This window comes from Streptococcus pseudopneumoniae (assembly GCF_038148935.1).
GTDB lineage: Bacteria > Bacillota > Bacilli > Lactobacillales > Streptococcaceae > Streptococcus > Streptococcus pseudopneumoniae_U.
In genome coordinates, this window is sequence record NZ_JBBJZX010000029.1 from 1 (window position 1) to 21,628 (window position 21,628).

Sequence of the window (21,628 nt, forward strand, 5' to 3'; positions counted from 1 at the left end):
AATGCGGTTAGTGCTGCTCTAGCGAGAGCAATTGATGAAATCAATCGTATCAATCCTATTCCATCTCCTCGTCACCTCCTAACGACTAATAACCAACCTGGAAATTCTGACAATGTGAACACTACAGAACCGACAAGTCCATCAGATAGTGGACAAGCAAATTCTGGACAAGATGCCCCAAGCACTGATAGTCCTTCAGAAACCACTGCTCGTTCGTCTGTAGCTCCAGTGACAACTACGGAACCTAGTGTAAATACAGCGAATAGAGAAGATGATGTTGTTCGTTCAGTAACTCAGGGTCAAGGAACTTTAGACAAGTCAGAACTAAGTAAGCAGACTCAAACCTTAGAAAATCTTTTGAGAACACTGACAGGTGTATCAAGTCCTATTACAGATTCAGCACGTCTGGTTTTGGCAGAGGCTAAGAAAGCTCTTGCAGATGACAGTTTGACAGAGCAAGGATTGCGTAATATCTTGCAAACAGTCAAAGATGCCATTGCTTCCCTAGAGTCCATTAAGGAAAGTCAGTCAGCAACGAAGGCTGGAGAACAAAAAGTTTCTGAGGAAGCACCAGAAGCAGATAAGTCTGTAGCTCAAACTCAAATCTCAGTAGGAGCTATTGTGGTAAGTATACTGGTTCTATTAGGTCTCCTCTTCTTCCTCCTAGCTCGTCGTAATAAAGAATCAGAACTCGAGAAATTAACCAAGGAATTAAGTAAACTTCTTAAGAACTTAAACCTTGAAACAGTGGATAAGGATGTCCTTAAAAAGTCTCAAGAAGAACTTCAAAATGCAGTTTCCTTCTTGGCAGATGAAAAAGGCTCTGAGCATACTGAAGAAGAGTTGATTGAAAATCTTAAAGAGGTTCTTGCTAAATTGAAAGCAAACGCCTAATAACAACCTATATTAAAAATCTCCAGATTAGGAACTATCCGTGAGTTCTCTAGTCTGGAGATTTTTTAATATACTTCGTTATTGGACGGTTACAAAATACTAGCGTCAGTTGTTCTAAAATTTAGTGTCAGCGCGTCATAACAAGGTATCTATCATTAGGTTAATAGAGATAAAGTAGACAATTGATGTAGGTCTTTTGTTTGATAGTGGTGATAAAGTTTTAAATCTGCTACATAATTTGTGGAGTTTTTTCTATAATTAGTAGTTTAACCTAACCTGCAAATAGGAGTATACTAATAATGTAATCGTTATCAAAAGTCTAAAAAGGAATTTTTAGATGGATATCAAAATAAAAAAGGGAGGAAATTATGAATAAGTTTTCAAAAACCTTGAGAGACAACTGGATCTTTCTCTTGATGGTTTTGCCAGGGGCGCTCTGGTTGATTCTATTCTTCTACATTCCAGTATTTGGGAACGTGGTTGCCTTTAAAGACTACCGCATGACCAGTAATGGTTTCATAGATAGTATCGTGAACAGTAAATGGGTCGGACTCGATAATTTCAGATTCTTATTTAGTTCAAAAGACGCTTTTATTATCACACGAAATACGGTCCTCTACAATCTCGGCTTTATCTTTCTAGGTTTAGTTGTATCTGTAGGGATTGCCATTATCCTCAGCGAGCTCCGTTCTAAGAGAATGGTGAAGATCTTCCAAACTTCTATGTTGTTCCCTTATTTCTTGTCTTGGGTTATCATCAGTTTCTTTACCGATGCCTTCTTAAACATCGATAAAGGGGTCTTCAACCATTTGTTAGAAAGTCTTGGTCTCAAAGAAGTCAACTTCTACGCTGACTTGGGTATCTGGCCATATCTCCTACTTTTCCTAGGTATTTGGAAAGGTTTTGGATATAGCAGTGTCATGTACTATGCGACAATCATGGGAATTGATCCAACTTACTACGAAGCAGCGACAGTGGACGGAGCCAGCAAATGGCAACGCATTCGCAATGTAACCATTCCGCAATTGACACCATTGGTAACTGTATTGACCATCCTTGCAGTCGGAAATATCTTCCGTGCAGACTTCGGTCTTTTCTATCAAATCCCTCACAATGCTGGTCAGCTTTATAACGTAACCAACGTCTTGGACGTATATGTATATAATGGCTTGACCCAGACAGCGGACATCGGGATGGCTTCAGCAGCAGGTCTCTACCAATCAGTAGTCGGATTGATTCTGGTGGTTCTATCAAACTTACTGGCAAGACGAGTTGATCCAAACTCAGCCTTGTTCTAAAAGGAGGAGAATATGGCAGAAAAGAAAATTAAAAAAGAAAAAATTGATAATGTCGGTATTCACTCCTTCAGTAAGAAAGCAGATATCTTCTTCAGTATCATTTCGGGTTTGATTGCCCTCTCTTGTATCCTACCCTTCGTATTCGTTATCATTATTTCAGTGACGGACGAGAAAAGCCTCCTCCAATACGGCTACAGCTTTTTCCCATCCCAATTTGGATTAGACGGTTTTGAGTTTTTGGCACAGTTTAAGGATAAAATCTTACAAGCCCTCTTCATTTCTGTCTTTGTAACCGTAGTTGGGACATTTACAAATGTCTTTATCACAACAACCTATGCCTACGCTATTTCACGGACAACCTTTAAGTATCGCAGATTCTTTACCATCTTCGTTCTGCTCAGTATGTTGTTCAACGCTGGTTTGGTACCAGGTTATATCATGGTGACTCGTGTGCTTCAGCTTGGGGATACTGTTTGGGCCTTGATTGTTCCAATGCTTCTCTCACCCTTTAACATCATCTTGATGCGTTCCTTCTTCAAGAAGACCATTCCAGAAGCCATTCTCGAATCGGCTCGTATCGATGGTGCTAGTGAGGCTCGGATTTTCTTCCAAATCTGTTTGCCATTGTCACTACCAGGTATCGCAACCATCACGCTTTTGACAGCACTTGGTTTCTGGAATGACTGGTTCAACGCCCTTCTTTACATCAAGAGTGACAACTTGTATCCATTGCAATATTTGCTCATGCAAATCCAACAAAATATGGACTACATTGCCAAAGCGGTCGGCTTGACTGGTCAACTGGGAGTTGCTCTACCGAAAGAAACAGGTCGTATGGCCATGGTTGTGGTTGCAACCCTTCCAATCGCGATTCTATATCCATTCTTCCAACGCTACTTTGTAAAAGGTTTGACTATCGGTGGTGTGAAAGAATAGTGCTTATTGAGAAAGAACATTTCTCAGTTCCCAACTTCCCTTGTGTGAAGTTAATACTCTTCGAAAATCTCTTCAAACCGCGTCAACGTCGCCTTGCCGTATAGATGTTACTGACTTCGTCAGTTCTATCTGCAACCTCAAAACAGTGTTTTGAGCAACCTGCGGCTAGTTTCCTAGTTTGCTCTTTGATTTTCATTGAGTATAAGATCATTACATTGTTTATAAGTTTAAAAATAAAAAAAGGAGTTTTTATCATGAAAAACTGGAAAAAATATGCTTTTGCATCTGCTAGTGTAGTCGCTTTGGCTGCAGGTCTTGCTGCTTGTGGAAATTTGACAGGTAACAGCAAAAAAGCTGCTGATTCAGGTGACAAACCTGTTATCAAAATGTACCAAATCGGTGACAAACCAGACAACTTGGATGAATTGTTAGCAAATGCCAACAAAATCATCGAAGAAAAAGTTGGTGCCAAATTGGATATCCAATACCTTGGCTGGGGTGACTATGGTAAGAAAATGTCAGTTATCACATCATCTGGTGAAAACTATGATATTGCCTTTGCAGATAACTATATTGTAAATGCTCAAAAAGGTGCTTACGCTGACTTGACAGAATTGTACAAAAAAGAAGGTAAAGACCTTTACAAAGCACTTGACCCAGCTTACATCAAGGGTAATACTGTAAATGGTAAGATTTACGCTGTTCCAGTTGCAGCCAACGTTGCATCATCTCAAAACTTTGCCTTCAACGGAACTCTCCTTGCCAAATATGGTATCGATATTTCAGGTGTTACTTCTTACGAAACTCTTGAGCCAGTCTTGAAACAAATTAAAGAAAAAGCTCCAGACGTAGTACCATTTGCAGCTACTAAGAACTTCATCCCTTCTGAGAACTTTGACTATCCAGTAGCAAACGGGCTTCCATTCGTTATCGACCTTGAAGGTGATACTACTAAAGTTGTAAACCGTTACGAAGTGCCTCGTTTCAAAGAACACTTAAAGACTCTTCACAAATTCTATGAAGCTGGCTACATTCCAAAAGACGTCGCAACAAGTGACACTACATTTGACCTTCAACAAGATACTTGGTTCGTTCGTGAAGAGACAGTAGGACCAGCTGACTACGGTAACAGCTTGCTCTCACGCGTTGCTAACAAAGACATCCAAATCAAACCAATCACAAACTTTATTAAGAAAAACCAAACAACACAAGTTGCTAACTTTGTCATCTCAAACAACTCTAAGAACAAAGAAAAATCAATGGAAATCTTGAACCTCTTGAATACGAACCCAGAACTTTTGAACGGCCTTGTTTACGGTCCAGAAGGCAAGAACTGGGAAAAAATTGAAGGTAAAGAAAACCGTGTTCGCGTTCTTGATGGCTACAAAGGAAACACTCACATGAGTGGATGGAACACTGGTAACAACTGGATCCTTTACATCAATGAAAACGTTACAGACCAACAAATTGAAGATTCTAAGAAAGAATTGGCTGAAGCTAAAGAATCTCCAGCGCTTGGATTTATCTTTAATACTGACAATGTGAAATCTGAAATCTCAGCTATTTCTAACACAATGCAACAATTTGATACAGCTATCAACACTGGTACTGTAGACCCAGATAAAGCGATTCCAGAATTGATGGAAAAATTGAAATCTGAAGGTGCCTACGAAAAAGTATTGAACGAAATGCAAAAACAATACGATGAATTCTTGAAAAACAAAAAATAATCAGCTAAATTGATTTCGTGTATTCATTCCTAACTCCTAAAATAAGAATCACTGCTTTCCTCAGGTTGGTCTGGGGAGGGCAGTGATTTTTTGAAAGTTTTTGAAGCCATGTATGCTGAGGAAATGTATAAAGACTACCAAACCTAATTTATTTCAGGTTGTTATAAATATCATCTAAATATGAGTGAATTTCTTGTCGTATAGATTGTAAAGAATGATTTCTAGCTGTATCAATGACACCGAATATTCTGTAATGACTACGGAAAAGTTTATCATAATCAATGTAACTTCCTATGATGATAATGTTGGCAAATTCAGAACGGAGTCGTATATCTTCTATATAAGAATACATTGTATCTGAAGATAAAAACATTGATTTTATGATAAAATAGGTAGTAGTGTTATAGGAATAGATGATACGCCTAGAAACTATAATTCTCATTTTTGTTGATAAGTTTTCTTTAATATAAGAATTGATGTCACTTGTGATGATATATCCTAATAATGAAAAATGTAGAATTTGAATTGTATCCATATTTCTCCTCTTGCTCTATCATATCAAAAACATCCGATAGAAGATGTCGAAATCTTAGATTGTATAAATGTTAGCATGAAATGTTGAAAAATAACCATTTATGATAACTCAGATACCTTTTAAGATTTTTTCCATCATAGGATACTAGTTTTGATATGATATAGGAGAGTAAGGAGGAAAAATATGCAAGAATATATTTTAAGCCAAGGCAGAGCAGTTGTTAAAGTGCCTCATTCTAAGGTTTACTATGTGACAACACATCCTACGAAGGCACATGCTGTTATTTTTATTACAGCTGATGGAGTATTTGAGAAGTATATGAGCCTAGCTAGAGTTGAGGAAATGAGTCTGGGTAAATTGTTCAGGTGTCATAGAAAGTTTCTTGTTAACTTATCCAAAGTAATAGGATTGAAGTATGAAACGAAGACCATTTTATTTATGGATGAAAGAGTATCGGATATTAGCTGCTCTAGAAGATATTTTAAAACTGTAAAAGAAAGATGGTTAAATACTAAAGGAGACGAGAAATGAATATCTTTATATTAGAGGATGATTTTATACAGCAGACTAGGATGGAAAATCTGGTGTATGATATTTTAGAGAAGAATTGTTGGGAAGTAAAGCACTGTGGTGTTTATGGTAAACCAAATCAATTGTTAGAAGATATGATGGAACGTGGAGGTCATCAACTTTTCTTTTTAGATATTGAAATTAAAAACGATGTTAGAAAAGGGTTAGATATTGCTTTGGAAATCAGAGATAGAGATCCAAATGCAGTCATTGTTTTTGTAACAACTCATTCAGAATTTATGCCTGTTAGTTTTCAATATCAAGTATCAGCTTTAGATTTTATTGATAAGGAATTACCTGAAAGTGCTTTTAGGGAACGTGTGGAAAAGGCAATCGCTTATGTTCACAAGAATAAACATCAACTAATGACTGAAGATTCTTTTGTGTTTACAAATTCTAAAGCACTCGTTCAGGTTCCATTTTCGGATTTGCTTTATATAGAAACGTCAATGATTCCTCATAAGCTAGTTCTTTATTCTATGAGAGAAAGAATAGAGTTTTACGGTAAAATTTCTGATATATTGAAACAAGAACCCAGATTGGTTCAGTGTCATCGTTCTTTTATTGTGAATCCTTATAATATCTCTTCAATAGATAAGGAAGAAAAACTAGTCTATTTGAAGAACGGGTCAAGTTGCCTAGTATCTAGGTTAAAAATGAGGGCATTGCTGAATATAGTTAAAGATTTACATGATAGTAAGGAGTAGTAAATGTCATTTGTGTTAGTATCTTTGAATTTTTACATACTTTTATTTCTTCATGCAAAAATTTATGGCTATCAATTGACTATAAAGAGATCTTTAGAGTTATTGTTTTTCTATTTTTTATTAGAGTTTTTACTTTTAATCTTGATTAAGACGTTCTATATCCCTGTTGTTATTACAGTACTAGATTATCCCATCTTTTTTATTATCTACACATTTTTGTTGGATAAAAAGAAGTACAGTCTGATATTGACACTTTTTTATGCTCTGTTTCCTATCACATTTTGGTCGATTATCTATGATTTCTTTGTTGATTTTATTATTCCTAATTTTGCTAGTTTAACAGACATATATGTTTATTACGATGCTACCATTTTCTCAATTTTAGCAAGTCTCCTATCTTTGCTTATAATAAAAGTTTTTCAGTATGATTTTAGCTATCTAAGAAGTAAAGTGTTGGATAAACATTTAGCTCAAATAATGAGGATTGCTAATGCTGCAATGTTGGGTTATTTTATCCTTATTCCTTTTATTGGTTACATTAAAAACAGCCTGAATTTATCTGTAAATCATTATCAAGGAGCTATAACTGCAATCTATTTCTTTTTATTTATCTATTTTGTCAATATACTGGACAGAAATGTACGTGAGGAATTGCAAAAAGATTTAGTACTTCAAAAAGAGATTCAACTTCAAAATCTTAAGAGCTATAGTAAACAAGTAGAAGGACTTTATCAAGAGGTTAGAAGCTTTAGGCATGATTATGCAAATATCTTAACAAGTTTAAAGATAGGGATAGACCGAAAAGATATTGATTTAGTTGCTCAAATTTATGACAGTGTCTTGAAAGACTCAGGGAAAAATTTAAAAGATACAAAATTTGATGTAGTGAGATTGAGAAATATAGAGGATTTATCCTTGAAGAGTTTATTAATCTCAAAATTATCCGAGGCTCAGAGTTTACTAGTGCCAGTTTCTTTAGAAATAGAAAAACCAATCGTTATCAAAAAGATTGAGGAAATTGATTTTTTAACAGTTGTTTCTATATTGTTAGATAACGCGATAGAGGCCGCTGCAAGCGCCACTGTCGAGGAACCTCTAAGTGTTTGTTTTTTTGAAGATATGAGAAATAATAAGCAAGTTTTGATTATCCAAAATCCGACCCTAGATAGAGAGATTGATGTTACAAAAATATTTGAGAGAGGAATGTCGTCTAAAGGGCAGAATAGAGGAGTTGGTTTGTCTAATGTTAATAGTATTTTGACAAAATACCCAAATATCATTCTAAAAACTACAAGTTCTAATTTTAGATTTAAACAAGTCTTAGAGATAGAAGTATAGGTGGGGATGGGTGACTTGTATCTTTTATAATCTTTTCATGATAAAACGCATAGTATCAGTCATTTTGAAATCTGATATTATGCGTTTTTATAATTCTATAGATTTTTTATGGTTTGAAAGTAGTCCGTAATTTTAATGGTGTTGTTATAGTTTCATATAGCTCTTCCCACAATCCTCCACCTGTAACCTGGTTGAGTTCGGTAGTTGTTAGTTCTTGAAATGAAGTTAGGTTTTGTTTCTTATCCATGTTAAGATTCTCCTTTTTGATAAGATAATAAATAGTTCTAGAGTGTTATCTGAAAATTAATCAGAATGGGTTAAAATTTTATCTTTGAAATAATCAAAATATGTTTTCTTTGCAGTTACACTAGTGACGCGACCTTGTAAGCCATATTGGATGAGTTTACTATCCTCATTAGATAGTTTTGCAAGAGCGGTTAGTTTAAAGAGATTTCCTTGCTCTGTTCTGGTAGGAGTTTGATCAATTGTCTGAAGTTGGCCGATGATGGTAATGCCGTGATTTCCAATCTTCTCCAGTTTTAATCTTACAGTTTGTCCTTTATCTAGTAGAGGTAGATAGTCAGAAGATACGTAGTAAGTGATTAGTACTTCTCTTGTATCTGTGATGACAGGGAATATTTGAGCAATTTCTGTACCAGTTGGAATTCTATTTTTACCTTCAAATTCACTGTTTAAGTGAATGATACCTTTACTTGGAGCGGTTAAGGTATTGTTTTCTAAGCGCTGCGTTGCTTGATCTAGTTGTACTTTTAATTCTGTTAATTGATTCTCCACGGTTAGTTGTTGCTGTGAGGCTGTCTGTAAAAACTGAGTGCGGAGTATTTCAATTTTGGTTGCTAAACTGTTATCATAAGTTGCTACACTTCCGATACCAGCTTGCTGAATTTTGAGGCTTGCGATAGATGATTCAAGACCTGCAATACTTTGATTAATTTGAGATAAAAATGGCTCCTCTGCAGTTCCTTGTGTTTGTCCTTGTGAGGCTACAAGATAACGATTCAAAATTGACTGGTGCGGATTGCCAGTTGGTAAGCGTGCTCTGTTATTTATGATAGCATCTCTCAGCTCTTGATATTCTCCAATTTGTTGTTGAACTTTTGAAATTTCTTGTTCAATAGCTGATGAACTGCTATTGGCAAGATTGGCTTGATTTGAAACTTCGGTGTTAGTCTTTGAGATACCTAGCTCAATATCATGAGCTTGTTTAGTAAAATTCATAAAGGTATTATGGTAGCCAAATTCATCCTCGCCAGAAAAAAGATCAGTTGCTTTTTCTAAGCTTTGTTTCAAAATTCCAAGTCCTTCTTTTTGCTTCTCAAGTCTTTGTAATTGAGTTTCTAAGGCAGTTTTCTGACTTTCTTCCATTGTTTCAGAGTATTTGATGAGTAAGTCCCCTTTTTCAACTACTTGATTTGCCACTAAATGATTAGCAAGGATAGGATTATCACTGGTTGACTGAATGGATGCAATGACACTTGTAGGAGCGATTTCTCCTTGGGAAGTAACAGTAATTTCTTTTGTGGCAACAAGGGAGAAAATCAAGATGAAAGTAAGTAGTAATGAAAGAGGTATAATTAACATTGTCGCATAGTTATGGTAACGTCTCTGATAAAACTCGACGCTTCTAAAAAGATTAGGATTCATGACATTCTCCTTATTTGTTGAATAGATGATGGTAGAAGCCTTGCGCCTGCATTAACTCTTGATGGCTACCAACTTCAATGATTTTCCCCTGGTCAAGAACAATGACACGGTTAGTTCGTTCGGCTATACTGAGACGATGGGCTACAAAGAGAATGGTTTTATCAGTTAGGGACATAAGATTATCTATAACTTTTTTCTCAGTCAAGACATCAAGACCGCTAGTAGCTTCATCTAGTATTAAAACAGGAGCTTTAGTTAAAAGAGCACGAGCGAGGGCTATTCGTTGCTTTTGTCCTCCTGATAGACCAGCTCCATCAGAGAGCTGAGTTTGATAGCCCATAGGCATTCTTTCAATGTCTTGACGGATTTCAGCTAATTCACAAGCTCTTAGAATATCTTCTTGGCTAATCATATGATTACCGCCCAAAGTTAAGTTTTCCAAGATAGAGCCATTAAAGATATAGGCTTGTTGAGGTAGGTAATTAATATGATGGCGCAAAACTTTTTTATCAATGTTTTTAATATCCTGATGATTGATGGAAATATGTCCTTTGTAAGGTTCAAAGAAATTGACAATCATTTTGGCTAAAGTTGTTTTACCAGAACCACTAACTCCAACTAGGCTAACCTTATCTCCTTGTTTAATCGTGAGATTAATATCTGTTAAGGTATCTCGTCCAAAACCATACTTATAAGAAAGGTCATCAAATTCAATATCGCCCATCAAAAAATATGAATGAACAGGGTTTTCTTGAACTTTAAATTCAGATTCGACTAGATAGACTTCGTTCAAACGGTTATTAGCAACCTTCGCAGATTGGAGTTTGGTTTGGAGGTTGATAATATTTTCCATAGGAGTTGTAAAGTAAGAAAGAAGTGTGTTAAAGGTAATCAGTTGACCGATAGAAATTTTACTCGACATGACTAATTGAGCGCCAAACCATAGGATAAGGATATTCAGAACTAATTTTGTTCCCTGCTTTAAACTCGTTTGTAAAATAGAATACTTACTGAGCTTAAAGGATTTTTCCAAATAATCTACAAATTCGCTGTCTATATTTTGATAGCGATTTTCTTCACTCGTGAGCGACTTTATAGTTTCAATCCCGTTGATATCTTCGATAATGGCAGAGCTAACCATAGAATTACTTTGCATGACATCATGGTTCATTTTTTCGAAAGGCTTCATAAAAGAAAAGATGATGAACATGTATATAGGAATGGAAATAAGAGAAAGAAGGAAGAGATTAGGGTTTTGTGCCAGTAAGACTCCCCCTACAAGAATCAGAATAGAAACATCCAGAAAAAGAGAGAGAATGGTAGAAGCCAAGGCATCTATAATAGAGTTAGCATCTGTGAACCGTGAAATGATTTCTCCTGTACGACGTGTCGCAAAGAAAGACATAGGAAGTTCAAAAATATGGCGAATATAGGATAAAATCACATCAATGCTTAATCTCTGACTCAGAACAGTTAGGAGATAATCTCTGGAGAAGCCCATGACTTGTTGGAGGATATAGGTGATAACCAGACCAACTGAGATGATTCCTAAAGTTGATTTCATCTGATTTGGGATGTATTCATCTAAGATTCCTTGGAGATAATAAGAACCACCGATATTGATAATCGTGACCAATAAGCTTGAGAGAACAATGTAAGCAATGAGAGATTTTTGTTTAAAAATCAGAGGAAGGAAGCTTAGTAGACCATTCTTTTTATCTTTATGGGGTTGATAGCTGGGTTTGGGAGCTAGAAAAATAGCTACTCCAGTCCATTCAGAGAAAAAGCGTTCTTTTGACATTTTAGTGATTTTTACAGAAGGGTCAGGATCACCAATAATCAGATGGTCTTTCTTTGTTTGATAGACAACATAGTAATGTTGGAGTTTTCCTTCTTTGTTAACGTGAACGATAAATGGATAGGGGACATCACTCATGTCAAAGAGCGTTTTATCTGCTTGAACAGGTCTTGTTTCAAAGCCCATTTCATCAGCGGCTTTTACAATGCCAAGAGCAGTCGTTCCTTCTTTATTGGTCTTTGCAAGTTCTCTCAAGTGAGCTAGAGAAAAATCTGAACCATAGAATTTAGCAATCGAGGCTAAGGCAGCAACACCGCAGTCTCTAGCATCTATTTGAGGAACAAATGTACGTTTATAAGAAGTCATTGGCAATTCCTTTCATATAGTAGATAGGTATATTATGCCAAACTTTACTAAAAAACTTCTTGCTAAATCGTAAACGGTATTTATATTGTCATGAACAGTAATTTTTATTAAGTAAGATGAACCATTGATTTTTATAGTTGACGATAGTATATATTAGTTTTGGTCTTTGATAAAATTTATGAAAAACATTTCGTGATGAAAAAAAGACATTTTATGATTTTAAAGAAATGATATCAGTTAATTATGATATATTGATGTTGTCAAGGTTGCAACAGGACAAAAATTAAAAATAAAAAAGGAGTATTTGTCATGGATACAAAAATGATGTCACAATTTTCTGTTATGGATAATGAAATGCTTGCTCGTGTTGAAGGTGGAGATAAAGTAGGGGCTGGAGAAGTTGTTCAAGCATTAGGAATTTGTACAATAGGAGGTGCAGCTCTGGGGAGTGTTATCCCAGTTGTGGGAACTCTTGCCGGAGGGGTTTTAGGAGCACAGTTTTGTACAGCGGCTTGGGGAGCTTTTAGAGCAAGTTAAACTTTTAGCGATATAGTAGATTGGAAATAGTAGTAAAAGGAGGTGATTTATATGAAATACAGATTATTTCTTATTATTTTCTTGAGTAGTGTTTTGGATATTCTTTTAGGTACATTTTTGAAAATCTCGAATGTATCGATTGGGTGGATTGTTCTCTACAGTGGCTTATTTGAAGCAGGAGTTTTCCTTCTTGCTAATAAAGGTTTGGCGGTAAAAATCAAGGAAGCAGACATTCAAAAACGCTTTAAATTTATTTTTGGAAAAACGTTATGGTTTCAAATTCTTTTGCTCATCTTTTTGGCGGTAAAACTTTATCTTGGTTTGGATGAGAGACTGATTTTACTTTATGGAAATATTTTCATTGTCTTTAATGCCTTAGTTTATCTTTTGTCTACTAGCCAAATTAATTTAACAAAGAAAGCGTGAAAAGAATGGAACAATCAGTAAATAATTTTATCATTTTATCCGATGAAAAATTAACAATGATAACAGCTGGTGATAAACAACTTGTAGACAGATTTTTAAGTGGAGTAGGTGGTGCAGTTGAGGGGCTTTCGCTTTGTGCACAGACAATCCCCTTCCCAACTCCGCAGATTTATTTAATTTGTGCAGCTGGTGGGGCGGCAGCTTCAGTTTTATGGCCACATTAGAGGATTTAGTTAGGATATAGAATTATTAATCTGAGTATCTCTTTGCGCTTATACTCTCTATACTGTATAGGAACGTATCATGTATAAACACTTATTTTTTCCATATTCAAAAATCTTAGACTGGTTGACACCCTATATTCTAGTCTTGGCTTCTGACACCATTGCATTTAATGTTTTTGTGCTAACCTTTGTATCTGTAGTGGTTTTTTCTTTTCTGAATCCCATGCTAGCTTTTATAGCTATATTCTTAGGGGCTGGCTATGTTGTCGGGTTTTGGTTATTAAAATGGTTTGTTTTAGAGAGATTGGAGGTAAAGGATGACTTGTAGGAAGGTGTACTTAGTGTTTAAGTGGTTATCTTTATGGTCGTTTTCAATAAAGATTACACCTTGTTTTTGATTTTTAGTATAGTAACGTCAAATGTAGCTCCTTACATTCATTCCTAACTCCTAAAATAAGAATCACTGCTTTCCTCAGGTTGGTCTGGGGAGGGCAGTGGTTTTTTACCTTATTTAGATAATTATCCGAATTAGATGATATAAACAATATTAAAATGATAACAGGTGATTAAAATATTAAAATTTCTTATATCTTTATTAATTTTTATTAAGTAGATTTTTAGAATAAAGTAGCTTATAATAAGAGTGCAATGAAAGCGCTTAACATTGTGAAAATTCATCTTGTTCTGATTTAAGAGATCTATAGATACAAATTTTTAAGCAGTCGTATATAGATGTATGTCATTTACACAGTTCTATATACTTAAAAATTTATACAATGATCAATTTAAACGAGGTAGGTGAAAAAATGATAAAAGTTGTTCTCTATTCTTTTTAGGAACAAGAAATTTTACATGAGGTTATTCAAATGAAAAAAACACCCAATCGATGGTTAATTTTGGCAGCAGCCATTTTAACGAATCTATCTCTAGGTGCTGGTTACGCCTGGTCAGTTTTTCAAAAGGCGCTGCTAGAAACCAATTCTAGTCAAGGATGGGTTCAATCCCAAACTTCTTTGGCCTTTAGTATTTCTTTTGCAATGGTACCTGTTGGTATGATTATTTTCGGTCCTAAGGTTGATTCAGCAGGACCTAAGAAATTTGTATTCCTAGGTGGTATTCTCTTCGGTGCTGGTATGTTTGCTACTGGATTTGCTACTTCTCTTCCAGTCCTTTACCTCACTTACGGGGTTGTCCTAGGACTTGGTATTGGTTCAGCTTATGGAGCATCTACTTCAGTTGCCACTAAGTGGTTCCCAGATAAAAAAGGTTTAGCTGGTGGTTTGACAGCAGCAGGTTTCGGGTTAGGGCCGCTCATTATCGGTCCAGTTGCCAAAGCTTTGATTGCTTCTATGGGTGTTTACTCAACATTCAAAGTATTGGGTATCATTCTTCTAATTGTTATTTGCACTTCTTCATTGGTAATGGAGAAAGCTCCTGCAGCAGCGCCGGTAGCTGGAACAGCTCAACCAGAAGGTAAAACTTACAAAGAAATGCTTCGTGATGGAAATTACTGGCTTCTATGGTTGATTTACGTTCTTGGTGCTACTGGTGGAATGATGATTATCGGTACTGCAGCATCAATTTCTGACCAGTACAAACTTGTAGGAGAAGCTACACTCTTCGTTATGCTGGTATCTATCGCTAATACATTTGGTCGTATCTTCTGGGGTACGGTATCTGATAAGATTGGTCGCTATCCTACCGTTATTGCCATGTTTGGAGCGGTTGCTACTGGTTTGTTGCTCACAGCCTTATTCAAAGGTCCTGGAAGCATCTTGGCCATCCTTGGAATTATGATGGTTGCCTTGTCATTTGGAGGCTTCCTCGGTTCATTCCCAGGAATTACTGCTGAAAACTGGGGAGTTACATACGTAGGGACAAACTATGGATGGATGTTTACTGCTTATGGCGTAGCTGCTATTGCTGGTCCTCAGTTAGGAGCACGTCTTGCACAGGCAAACCAAGGAGATTACACAATGGCCTTCTTTATCGTTATCGGCATGGCTATCCTTGGTATTCTACTCCAACTGTTCTATATGGCTAAAGCTAAAAAAGTTTAAAAATGAATCTTTGGAAAATCCAAGGATTTTTTAAAATATGATTGATACTAAGTGTAGTGTACAAGAAATTTTTTTCTAAATTGAAATATAGCAATTTCCAGTCAAATAAATTGCATTCGTTTTCTTAAGCAGGTATACTAGTATGGATAAATAAAAAATTTAGAAAATTTAAGAATAGAAAAGAGAACAAATCTTATGGCAAAAGATATTCGTGTCTTACTTTACTACCTTTATACTCCAATTGAAAATGCAGAGCAATTTGCTGCAGACCACTTGGCTTTCTGTAAATCGATCGGCCTTAAAGGCCGTATCCTAGTCGCTGACGAGGGAATTAACGGAACAGTTTCAGGTGATTATGAAACAACTCAAAAATACATGGACTACGTTCACAGCCTCCCAGGTATGGAAGACCTCTGGTTCAAGATTGACGAAGAAAATGAACAAGCCTTCAAGAAGATGTTCGTTCGCTACAAGAAAGAAATTGTCCACCTTGGTTTGGAAGACAACGACTTTGACAATGACATTAACCCACTTGAAACAACAGGTGCTTACTTGTCTCCAAAAGAGTTCAAAGAAGCGCTTCTTGATAAAGATACCGTTGTCCTTGACACACGTAACGATTATGAGTACGACCTAGGACATTTCCGTGGGGCTATCCGCCCAGACATCCGCAACTTCCGTGAGTTACCACAATGGGTTCGTGATAACAAGGAAAAATTCATGGACAAGCGTGTCGTGGTTTACTGTACAGGTGGGGTTCGCTGTGAGAAATTCTCAGGCTGGATGGTTCGTGAAGGTTACAAAGATGTTGGCCAATTGCACGGAGGAATCGCAACTTACGGTAAAGACCCAGAAGTTCAAGGTGAGCTTTGGGATGGAAAAATGTACGTCTTTGACGAGCGTATCGCCGTTGATGTCAACCATGTCAACCCAACTATCGTAGGGAAAGACTGGTTTGATGGAACACCATGTGAACGTTATGTCAACTGTGGAAATCCTTTCTGTAACCGTCGTATCTTGACATCAGAAGAAAATGAAGACAAGTACCTTCGTGGATGCTCACACGAGTGCCGTGTTCACCCACGTAACCGCTATGTTTCAGAAAATAAATTGACACAAGCTGAAGTGATCGAGCGCCTAGCCGCTATCGGTGAAAGCTTGGATCAAGCAGCTACTGTATAAGATCAAACAGTCCTCAGGGGCTGTTTTTCTATGCTTTGTACTCAAAAATCTAAAGTTTGTTTCTGTATCTTTCAGGAAAATAAGGTATACTGTATGTAAACGATTTCAAAGGAGTTTAGTTATGGCGAAAACATTTTTTATTCCAAATAAACAGAGCATTTTAGGAGAACAGGAGATTTTGACTGCCAAGTCAATCTTGGCCTTGCTAGATGGTTTGGAGTCACATAGCTATGATGCGGTTTATCTCCGTCAGCCTCTTAACCGTCTTGAGTATATCGAGTGTGCGATAGTGGAGCAATCGCAATTTCTTTTTAAGGTCAGTTATGCTGATGATCAAAAGGCTTACCGTGTTGATCTTCCTGACCTACTAACGAAGACAGACTGGGAGATCATCAAATCATTTTTAGAAGCCCTACTTGCTTATACAGGAACTGAGATTGAAGGACTAGATGGTTTTGATTTTGAAGCTTATTTCCAAGAAAGTATTCAAGCCCATCTGACAGATAATGCAGCTCGTTTTACGATTTGCCAAGGAATTTTTAATCCTATTTTCTTTAGTCATGAGGACTTGAAAAGCTTTTTAGAGGAAGATGGCTTGGCTCAATTTGAAGCGCGTGTACGTGCGGTTCAAGAGACAGATGCCTACTTTGCAAGAGTTTCCTTTTATCAGGATGGAGAAGGACAAATTCACGGTGTTTACCATCTGGCTCAAGGAGTCAAGACAGTGTTACCGAGAGAACCATTTGTTCCTGCAGCCTATATGGAGCAATTGGTGGATAAGGAAGTGCAGTGGGAGATTGATTTGGTTCAAATCACAGGAGATGGCTCTAAACCAGAAGACTATGAGGCTATCGCCCGCTTGGATTATGCAAAATTCCTAGAGTCACTACCATCAGCATCTTACCACCAACTAGATGCCAATCAATTAGAAATTCAACCCATCTTAGACAAAGATTTTAAAGCATTAGCACAAGAAAAGTAAAGCAGAAGCAGGTCAATCGACTTGCTTTTTTGGCATATAAAAAATCCTGCCATGAAAGACAGGATTGAAGTTTAAAGAAAGGCCAAGATACGAAGATAATCTCCAATCAGTGCCACTTCAGCTACAAAGAAGAGGAGGATAATGACTCCGTTCACAAGGACAGACAAGAATAACTGATAGAAGGAGTCGGTTTCACTTGATTGACTAGGTCTTGTAATGATATGAAGGCTAGCAAGCAGAATGATTCCAACACTAATCACACACAAGAGGGCTGTAAATCGTAGGCTGTCAAAGAAGGCAAAGAAACTAGCAATAGCAGTGAGGAAGATTGGAATTGCCAAGAGTTGACTATATTGTTGGAGAATCTTTTCCAGCGTCCAGTCCTTTTCTTGGTAGATAAATCGTCTCACGACGAAACTACCCAAGAGGAATGAAAAGAAGAAGAGTGTTGTCGCTACTAGGATAGAGATGATAGAAAAGAGAGTTAAAGGAGCTAGTTGTTCAGGGAAGTGGCTGTTTATAGTTGCTATATGTCCATAGTAAGCATGTTTGATGTGGTAGATACTAAAGAAAAAGGAAGACGCAGAAAACAGAATGAGCAAGAGAAAGGCTGTGTAGCTGTGTGTGCTACTTGTTTCAAGATTGCTTGTAGGAGATTTGATCGCTTCCACTAGCCAAGACCAAAAATCAAGCGCTTGCTCTTTCCATCTATCCGTAGATTTTGGAGCTTGGTCGGGGATATAGGGACTTTCTAAGGATTGACTGATAAGAAGTGGCTCTTTCGTGGTTGTTTTTTGCTGAGGAAGTGCCTCTTGGCTTTCTTCAGCTATAGTGACTTTTTCGGTTTCACTAGGAAGGTCTGACTCTTCTTCAGTAGAATGGGATGCCTTCTTTTCTTCTATTTCTGTTCTCGCTTCACCGTCTTCAGGCGTTTCAATTTTCTCTTCTTGCTGGCTTTCCAATTCGACTTCAGCTTGAGAAACTTCCTTCTCTAACTGAGTATTTTTTTCAATTGGCGTATCGAGATCGGCTATCGTTTCTTCAGCCTTGTCTGCAACATCTTGGAGTTGTTCATCAGGCTTGTTCTTGCTTGTTGTTTTTACAAAATCATTACTTTCAAACCATTCTTGTTTCATGGTAGAACCTCCTTTTTAGTGGGTTATGTGTCATAGTGGTCGATATAAATAGGTTTATTAAGGTCTGTTAGCTGTAGTTTCAAGACTAATATAATCATCAGCCTTAGCGATGAGTTGACCTTTTGCATCAGTTTTTTCAGTTTTGTAAGGGTTGCTTAATTCGTTGGGGTGGCGTTGACTCTCATCTCTCGATAACTGATAAATAGGACCATGGTGACTCGAGAGGTCTAAGTTAATTTCTTGGCTTTCTTTTTGAGTTAGCATGATACTGAGCGCATTTTTAGAAGATAGTTCTACTTTACCATATACTTTAATATTTTCAGCGTGGAAGTGCTTCTCTGTTGACTCTAGCTGACTATCTGTAAGGTCTGTATCAAAGATATTGACGATATTAGGGGTTGTGAGTTTACTGTTTTTGATACGACTTCCTTCAATTCGGAGGAGATAGCCATTTGTATTGAGAGTTGCATTTTCAAGACTAGCATTTATGATGGTGGTTTGTCTGCGATTGGCTGAGATGTTGATTCCTTTTAGGCTTCTTCCTTTTGGAACTTGGAGAATAACTTCATCAAAACGACTAGAGTAGCTGCTTGCGATATGGAGAATCCCGCCAATTCCAGAAGAGAGAAACGGACTTTCAGACAGTTTCTTATCAGTGAGGCTTAGCGTTTTATCGTTTTGATTTGTGACAAGATCATGGTTAGCAGAAATAGATGGATGATAAGAAATGTGAATTTGATCATCGAAAGAGTCTGTGATGGTCAGCGCGTGTTGGTAGAGCGTAATCTCTAGGTTTTCGACTTCCTTGCCAAAGGTCAGTTCTTCCGTACGGCTATCATAGACAGGCTCTTTGGACATGGAAAGTAGGCTCTTGATTCCGTCAGATTGGATACCTACAAAAAGCAGGATAAAGCCGATAACGGTAGTCACCACACCAAAAATGAGAAATCCTTTTGTCAATTTACGCATGCTGGTCACCTCTCTTTCCTTTTTTAAGAACAAATTGCACCAGGCGAACAATGAGTAGGCCGAAGAAGCGGGCTACATAGGAAATACCTAGTAAGACTAGTGAAGAAGCACCGATAGCCAGTAAACCAGAACCAAAAATCAAGATAAAGGCTGATTTAGCTTGGGCGAGGACAGTGAAACTTTCAACTAAAAATAGGAATCCGCCAATGATACCAAGTATGGAAATCGCAAAGAAAGCTAGAATGACAGTCAAGGCTGCCACAAAGATTGCGAACAGGGACACGAGGATGGCGATTCCCAGAGGAATACCGATGGGGGCTGCAAGGAGGGCTAACAAGGCGATATGCAAAATTTGTCGGTTATTTTTTTGAGCGGGTGCCTCATTGATTTTTTTATCGAGAAGATTGGAGAGGACTTCGTGAGCTGCTTCCTTAGGAGTTCCCAAGCTAGCGATGAGTTCTTCTTCTCCCTCGACTCCAGCATCGTCAAAGAGTTCCCTGAAATAGTCCATGGCTTCAATTTGGTCAGTCTGAGGCAGTTTTTTGAGATAAAGTTCTAGCTGAGTCAGGTATTCAGTTCTTGTCATGGCGGATACTCCCTTCTATGATGCCATTGATGGTGTCTGTATAGAGTGTCCATTCATCTTTTAGGGTCAAGAGTTGCTCTATACCACCATTTGTCAAGGAGTAGTATTTGCGCATGCGACCTTGGAACTCTCTAGAATAGGTTGTCAGAAAGCTATTGCCTTCCAATTTTTTGAGAATGGGATAGAGTGTAGATTCTTTGATATTAGCGATCAGCTTAATGGTCTGGCTAATCTCATAACCATAAGAATCATCCTGCTCCAGTACAGCCAAGATGAGAAATTCAATCAAGGCAGAGGATGTTGGAAAGTACATGGGGAACCTCCTTTTCTAATGTGTAATATTTTTATATATAATTTTTCTATACATACATTGTACATCTAAAAGAAAGCCCTGTCAAGAGAAATGTGTAAAATTTTTATATATAAAAAACTCCTAGGAAAAACTAGAAGTTTAGAGGATTTTATCAGCTCTGTCCACAGTAAAGAGGGCTACAGTCATCAGGATATCCACCAGCAAGAGGGCAGCAACAGCTGGCACCCAAGAGTGGAAAAGGTCAAAACTGTAACCAAAGAGGGTTGGCCCAAAGGCTGCTAGGATATAGCCTCCTGTTTGAGATAGGCCGGACAATTGGGCTGTCTTTTCAGGAGCGCTTGTCTTGAGTGAAAAGTTGACCATGAGATAAGGGAAGAGGGCGCTGGTTGCGGTTCCGATGAGGAGATGGATGGCAAGCCAGTAAAAGAAATTACTAACAGGGAAAAAGAGCATGGAAATACCGACCACACCAGCTAGTGAGACCAGAGTGAGCATGAGCTGACGGTTGTGAGTTGACAAGCTGGTTGTCAGGCTTGGGATGGTCATTGAAAAAGGAATACTAATCAGAGAGAAGATAGAGGTCAGCAAGCCAGCTTCGTGACTGGATAGGCCTGCATGGATAGCCATGGTAGGTAACCAAGTCATAGCAGTGTAAAAGAGCAAGGATTGAAAACCTGCAAAGACAATAACTGCCCAGACCTGTTTATTACGCAAGACCTTTGTTTGACTTTTTTGTTTGGTTTGTGGAGCCAGTCTGTGATTATAGCGGTGATTTGGCAACCAGACCAAAAAAGTTGCTAGGCAGAGCAGGGTGAGGAGGATGATAAGGCCTTTCCAAGAGCTGGCTTGTGTAATGGGCACGGCTAGATAGGAGGCCAGAGCCGTTGCAATCCCCATAGAGGTTACATATAAGGTGGTCAGAAAACCAATTTTCTTTGGTTGATTGGCTTGGATAAGACTAGGAAGCAGCACATTGATGACTGCGATACTTGCCCCAACCATCAAGGTTCCTAGATAGAGCAGGGGCAGATTGATTAGTCGAATGAGAGAACCGATGGTCAAGAAGAAAAGGCTGTAGGTGAAGAGATGCTCCAAGCCGATTTTCTGAGCCAGTCGGGTAGAAAAGAGCGAGAAGAGGGTAAACATAAGGAGAGGAAGGCTGGTCAAGACACCAAGCGAACTAACTTCTACTCCCAGGCCTTGCGAAATATCTCCCAAAATAATGGGTAAAACAGTAAAAGGAGTCCGCAAGGAAACACCAATCAGGATAATACCTGGAACAAAAAAGAGTGATTGCTTTTTCATAATAATACCTCTTCTAGCTGATTTTAATAACAGCTTATTTTAAGGCTTTTTCACTATAATGTCAAGTAAGG

23 protein-coding genes and 1 pseudogene are annotated in these 21,628 nt (G+C 37.6%); 15 read left to right on the forward strand and 9 right to left on the reverse strand.

All coding sequences use genetic code 11. The annotated features are described in order from the left end of the window. Positions 1-366: 366 nt before the first annotated feature. The 5 genes and pseudogenes from WKI42_RS04645 to WKI42_RS04665 form a co-directional block, all read left to right on the forward strand. Positions 367-603, forward strand: a pseudogene (locus tag WKI42_RS04645) (hypothetical protein); the annotation flags it as partial. 30 nt (positions 604-633) lie between these two features. Then, a complete protein-coding gene (locus tag WKI42_RS04650) occupies positions 634-894 on the forward strand; it encodes a hypothetical protein (protein ID WP_166730991.1) in 261 nt (86 codons plus the stop codon). 368 nt (positions 895-1,262) lie between these two features. Beyond that, positions 1,263-2,192, forward strand: coding sequence for a sugar ABC transporter permease (locus WKI42_RS04655; RefSeq protein ID WP_368081308.1), 930 nt, complete (start codon positions 1,263-1,265; stop codon positions 2,190-2,192). A gap of 12 nt (positions 2,193-2,204) precedes the next feature. After that, positions 2,205-3,128: a carbohydrate ABC transporter permease gene (locus WKI42_RS04660; RefSeq protein WP_000818348.1), complete on the forward strand. Its 924-nt coding sequence runs from the start codon at positions 2,205-2,207 to the stop codon at positions 3,126-3,128. Between the two features lie 254 nt (positions 3,129-3,382). After that, on the forward strand, positions 3,383-4,858 hold the full coding sequence (locus tag WKI42_RS04665; protein WP_173220083.1) for an ABC transporter substrate-binding protein: 1,476 nt from the start codon (positions 3,383-3,385) through the stop codon (positions 4,856-4,858). 148 nt (positions 4,859-5,006) lie between these two features. Here the strand turns inward: WKI42_RS04665 and WKI42_RS04670 are convergent, their stop codons facing one another. Further along, positions 5,007-5,393, reverse strand: coding sequence for a hypothetical protein (locus WKI42_RS04670; RefSeq protein ID WP_240150237.1), 387 nt, complete (start codon positions 5,391-5,393; stop codon positions 5,007-5,009). Between the two features lie 183 nt (positions 5,394-5,576). Here WKI42_RS04670 and WKI42_RS04675 point away from each other — a divergent pair, with 183 nt between their 5' ends. Genes WKI42_RS04675 through WKI42_RS04685 form a run of 3 tightly spaced genes read left to right on the forward strand, consistent with a single transcriptional unit; the run spans position 5,577 to position 8,008 of the window. Beyond that, complete coding sequence (locus tag WKI42_RS04675) at positions 5,577-5,924, forward strand: LytTR family DNA-binding domain-containing protein (protein ID WP_173273195.1); 348 nt, start codon at positions 5,577-5,579, stop codon at positions 5,922-5,924. Continuing rightward, the gene (locus WKI42_RS04680) at positions 5,921-6,670 is read left to right on the forward strand and encodes a response regulator transcription factor (RefSeq protein ID WP_112444770.1); all 750 of its coding nucleotides are present in this window, start codon (positions 5,921-5,923) and stop codon (positions 6,668-6,670) included. Before WKI42_RS04675 ends, WKI42_RS04680 begins: the two co-directional genes overlap by 4 nt. Before the next feature lie 3 nt (positions 6,671-6,673). Further along, the gene (locus WKI42_RS04685; protein WP_173283252.1) at positions 6,674-8,008 is read left to right on the forward strand and encodes a sensor histidine kinase; all 1,335 of its coding nucleotides are present in this window, start codon (positions 6,674-6,676) and stop codon (positions 8,006-8,008) included. 106 nt (positions 8,009-8,114) lie between these two features. Here the strand turns inward: WKI42_RS04685 and blpC are convergent, their stop codons facing one another. From blpC to blpA, 3 genes are read right to left on the reverse strand one after another with little or no spacing between them, the layout of a single operon-like run. Next, the gene (gene blpC / locus WKI42_RS04690; protein WP_173283254.1) at positions 8,115-8,255 is read right to left on the reverse strand and encodes a quorum-sensing system pheromone BlpC; all 141 of its coding nucleotides are present in this window, start codon (positions 8,253-8,255) and stop codon (positions 8,115-8,117) included. Positions 8,256-8,311: 56 nt separating this feature from the next. Next, positions 8,312-9,673 carry a peptide export ABC transport accessory protein BlpB gene (gene blpB, locus WKI42_RS04695; protein WP_368081309.1) on the reverse strand — a complete coding sequence of 454 codons (1,362 nt, stop codon included), beginning with the start codon at positions 9,671-9,673 and terminating at the stop codon, positions 8,312-8,314. 10 nt (positions 9,674-9,683) lie between these two features. Beyond that, positions 9,684-11,837: a peptide cleavage/export ABC transporter BlpA gene (gene blpA / locus WKI42_RS04700; RefSeq protein ID WP_112444778.1), complete on the reverse strand. Its 2,154-nt coding sequence runs from the start codon at positions 11,835-11,837 to the stop codon at positions 9,684-9,686. 309 nt (positions 11,838-12,146) lie between these two features. Between blpA and WKI42_RS04705 the strand changes: the two genes are divergently transcribed. The 7 genes from WKI42_RS04705 (at position 12,147) to WKI42_RS04735 (ending at position 17,248) form a co-directional block, all read left to right on the forward strand. Then, positions 12,147-12,374: a Blp family class II bacteriocin gene (locus WKI42_RS04705; RefSeq protein ID WP_112444780.1), complete on the forward strand. Its 228-nt coding sequence runs from the start codon at positions 12,147-12,149 to the stop codon at positions 12,372-12,374. Positions 12,375-12,425: 51 nt separating this feature from the next. Beyond that, positions 12,426-12,800 carry an immunity protein gene (locus tag WKI42_RS04710; RefSeq protein WP_112444782.1) on the forward strand — a complete coding sequence of 125 codons (375 nt, stop codon included), beginning with the start codon at positions 12,426-12,428 and terminating at the stop codon, positions 12,798-12,800. A gap of 5 nt (positions 12,801-12,805) precedes the next feature. Then, positions 12,806-13,024 carry a hypothetical protein gene (locus WKI42_RS04715; RefSeq protein ID WP_112444784.1) on the forward strand — a complete coding sequence of 73 codons (219 nt, stop codon included), beginning with the start codon at positions 12,806-12,808 and terminating at the stop codon, positions 13,022-13,024. Positions 13,025-13,103: 79 nt separating this feature from the next. Further along, positions 13,104-13,352, forward strand: coding sequence for an immunity protein BlpZ (blpZ, locus tag WKI42_RS04720; RefSeq protein ID WP_112444786.1), 249 nt, complete (start codon positions 13,104-13,106; stop codon positions 13,350-13,352). 538 nt (positions 13,353-13,890) lie between these two features. After that, on the forward strand, positions 13,891-15,084 hold the full coding sequence (locus WKI42_RS04725; protein ID WP_112444788.1) for an L-lactate MFS transporter: 1,194 nt from the start codon (positions 13,891-13,893) through the stop codon (positions 15,082-15,084). A 195-nt stretch (positions 15,085-15,279) separates the two neighbouring features. Further along, positions 15,280-16,266 (forward strand): oxygen-dependent tRNA uridine(34) hydroxylase TrhO, encoded by a 987-nt coding sequence (trhO, locus tag WKI42_RS04730; RefSeq protein ID WP_112444790.1) that lies wholly within the window; start codon positions 15,280-15,282, stop codon positions 16,264-16,266. Between the two features lie 121 nt (positions 16,267-16,387). Next, entirely contained in the window at positions 16,388-17,248 is an 861-nt protein-coding gene (locus tag WKI42_RS04735) for a DUF4299 family protein (protein WP_112444792.1), read from the forward strand. 71 nt (positions 17,249-17,319) lie between these two features. On the opposite strand, the gene WKI42_RS04740 is transcribed toward WKI42_RS04735, so the two are convergent. The 5 genes from WKI42_RS04740 to WKI42_RS04760 form a co-directional block, all read right to left on the reverse strand. Beyond that, positions 17,320-18,384, reverse strand: a complete 1,065-nt coding sequence (locus tag WKI42_RS04740) for a DUF6574 domain-containing protein (protein ID WP_112444794.1) — start codon at positions 18,382-18,384, stop codon at positions 17,320-17,322. 57 nt (positions 18,385-18,441) lie between these two features. Further along, positions 18,442-19,353: a DUF4097 family beta strand repeat-containing protein gene (locus WKI42_RS04745; protein ID WP_112444796.1), complete on the reverse strand. Its 912-nt coding sequence runs from the start codon at positions 19,351-19,353 to the stop codon at positions 18,442-18,444. Next, a complete protein-coding gene (locus WKI42_RS04750) occupies positions 19,346-19,939 on the reverse strand; it encodes a DUF1700 domain-containing protein (RefSeq protein ID WP_112444798.1) in 594 nt (197 codons plus the stop codon). Before WKI42_RS04750 ends, WKI42_RS04745 begins: the two co-directional genes overlap by 8 nt. Beyond that, positions 19,926-20,252: a PadR family transcriptional regulator gene (locus WKI42_RS04755; protein WP_000273857.1), complete on the reverse strand. Its 327-nt coding sequence runs from the start codon at positions 20,250-20,252 to the stop codon at positions 19,926-19,928. Before WKI42_RS04755 ends, WKI42_RS04750 begins: the two co-directional genes overlap by 14 nt. A 138-nt stretch (positions 20,253-20,390) precedes the next feature. After that, positions 20,391-21,557: a CynX/NimT family MFS transporter gene (locus tag WKI42_RS04760; RefSeq protein ID WP_368081310.1), complete on the reverse strand. Its 1,167-nt coding sequence runs from the start codon at positions 21,555-21,557 to the stop codon at positions 20,391-20,393. Positions 21,558-21,628: the final 71 nt, after the last annotated feature.

Coding starts and splice junctions, on each gene's coding strand:
- WKI42_RS04735 (WP_112444792.1), top strand. CDS start 16,388: ATGGCGAAAACATTTTTTATTCCAAATAAACAGAGCATTTTAGGAGAA.
- WKI42_RS04685 (WP_173283252.1), top strand. CDS start 6,674: ATGTCATTTGTGTTAGTATCTTTGAATTTTTACATACTTTTATTTCTT.
- WKI42_RS04675 (WP_173273195.1), top strand. CDS start 5,577: ATGCAAGAATATATTTTAAGCCAAGGCAGAGCAGTTGTTAAAGTGCCT.
- WKI42_RS04705 (WP_112444780.1), top strand. CDS start 12,147: ATGGATACAAAAATGATGTCACAATTTTCTGTTATGGATAATGAAATG.
- WKI42_RS04760 (WP_368081310.1), bottom strand. CDS start 21,557: ATGAAAAAGCAATCACTCTTTTTTGTTCCAGGTATTATCCTGATTGGT.
- trhO (WP_112444790.1), top strand. CDS start 15,280: ATGGCAAAAGATATTCGTGTCTTACTTTACTACCTTTATACTCCAATT.
- WKI42_RS04680 (WP_112444770.1), top strand. CDS start 5,921: ATGAATATCTTTATATTAGAGGATGATTTTATACAGCAGACTAGGATG.
- WKI42_RS04750 (WP_112444798.1), bottom strand. CDS start 19,939: ATGACAAGAACTGAATACCTGACTCAGCTAGAACTTTATCTCAAAAAA.
- WKI42_RS04725 (WP_112444788.1), top strand. CDS start 13,891: ATGAAAAAAACACCCAATCGATGGTTAATTTTGGCAGCAGCCATTTTA.
- WKI42_RS04660 (WP_000818348.1), top strand. CDS start 2,205: ATGGCAGAAAAGAAAATTAAAAAAGAAAAAATTGATAATGTCGGTATT.
- WKI42_RS04745 (WP_112444796.1), bottom strand. CDS start 19,353: ATGCGTAAATTGACAAAAGGATTTCTCATTTTTGGTGTGGTGACTACC.
- WKI42_RS04755 (WP_000273857.1), bottom strand. CDS start 20,252: ATGTACTTTCCAACATCCTCTGCCTTGATTGAATTTCTCATCTTGGCT.
- blpA (WP_112444778.1), bottom strand. CDS start 11,837: ATGACTTCTTATAAACGTACATTTGTTCCTCAAATAGATGCTAGAGAC.
- blpZ (WP_112444786.1), top strand. CDS start 13,104: ATGTATAAACACTTATTTTTTCCATATTCAAAAATCTTAGACTGGTTG.
- WKI42_RS04670 (WP_240150237.1), bottom strand. CDS start 5,393: ATGGATACAATTCAAATTCTACATTTTTCATTATTAGGATATATCATC.
- WKI42_RS04710 (WP_112444782.1), top strand. CDS start 12,426: ATGAAATACAGATTATTTCTTATTATTTTCTTGAGTAGTGTTTTGGAT.
- WKI42_RS04655 (WP_368081308.1), top strand. CDS start 1,263: ATGAATAAGTTTTCAAAAACCTTGAGAGACAACTGGATCTTTCTCTTG.
- WKI42_RS04715 (WP_112444784.1), top strand. CDS start 12,806: ATGGAACAATCAGTAAATAATTTTATCATTTTATCCGATGAAAAATTA.
- WKI42_RS04665 (WP_173220083.1), top strand. CDS start 3,383: ATGAAAAACTGGAAAAAATATGCTTTTGCATCTGCTAGTGTAGTCGCT.
- blpB (WP_368081309.1), bottom strand. CDS start 9,673: ATGAATCCTAATCTTTTTAGAAGCGTCGAGTTTTATCAGAGACGTTAC.
- WKI42_RS04740 (WP_112444794.1), bottom strand. CDS start 18,384: ATGAAACAAGAATGGTTTGAAAGTAATGATTTTGTAAAAACAACAAGC.
- blpC (WP_173283254.1), bottom strand. CDS start 8,255: ATGGATAAGAAACAAAACCTAACTTCATTTCAAGAACTAACAACTACC.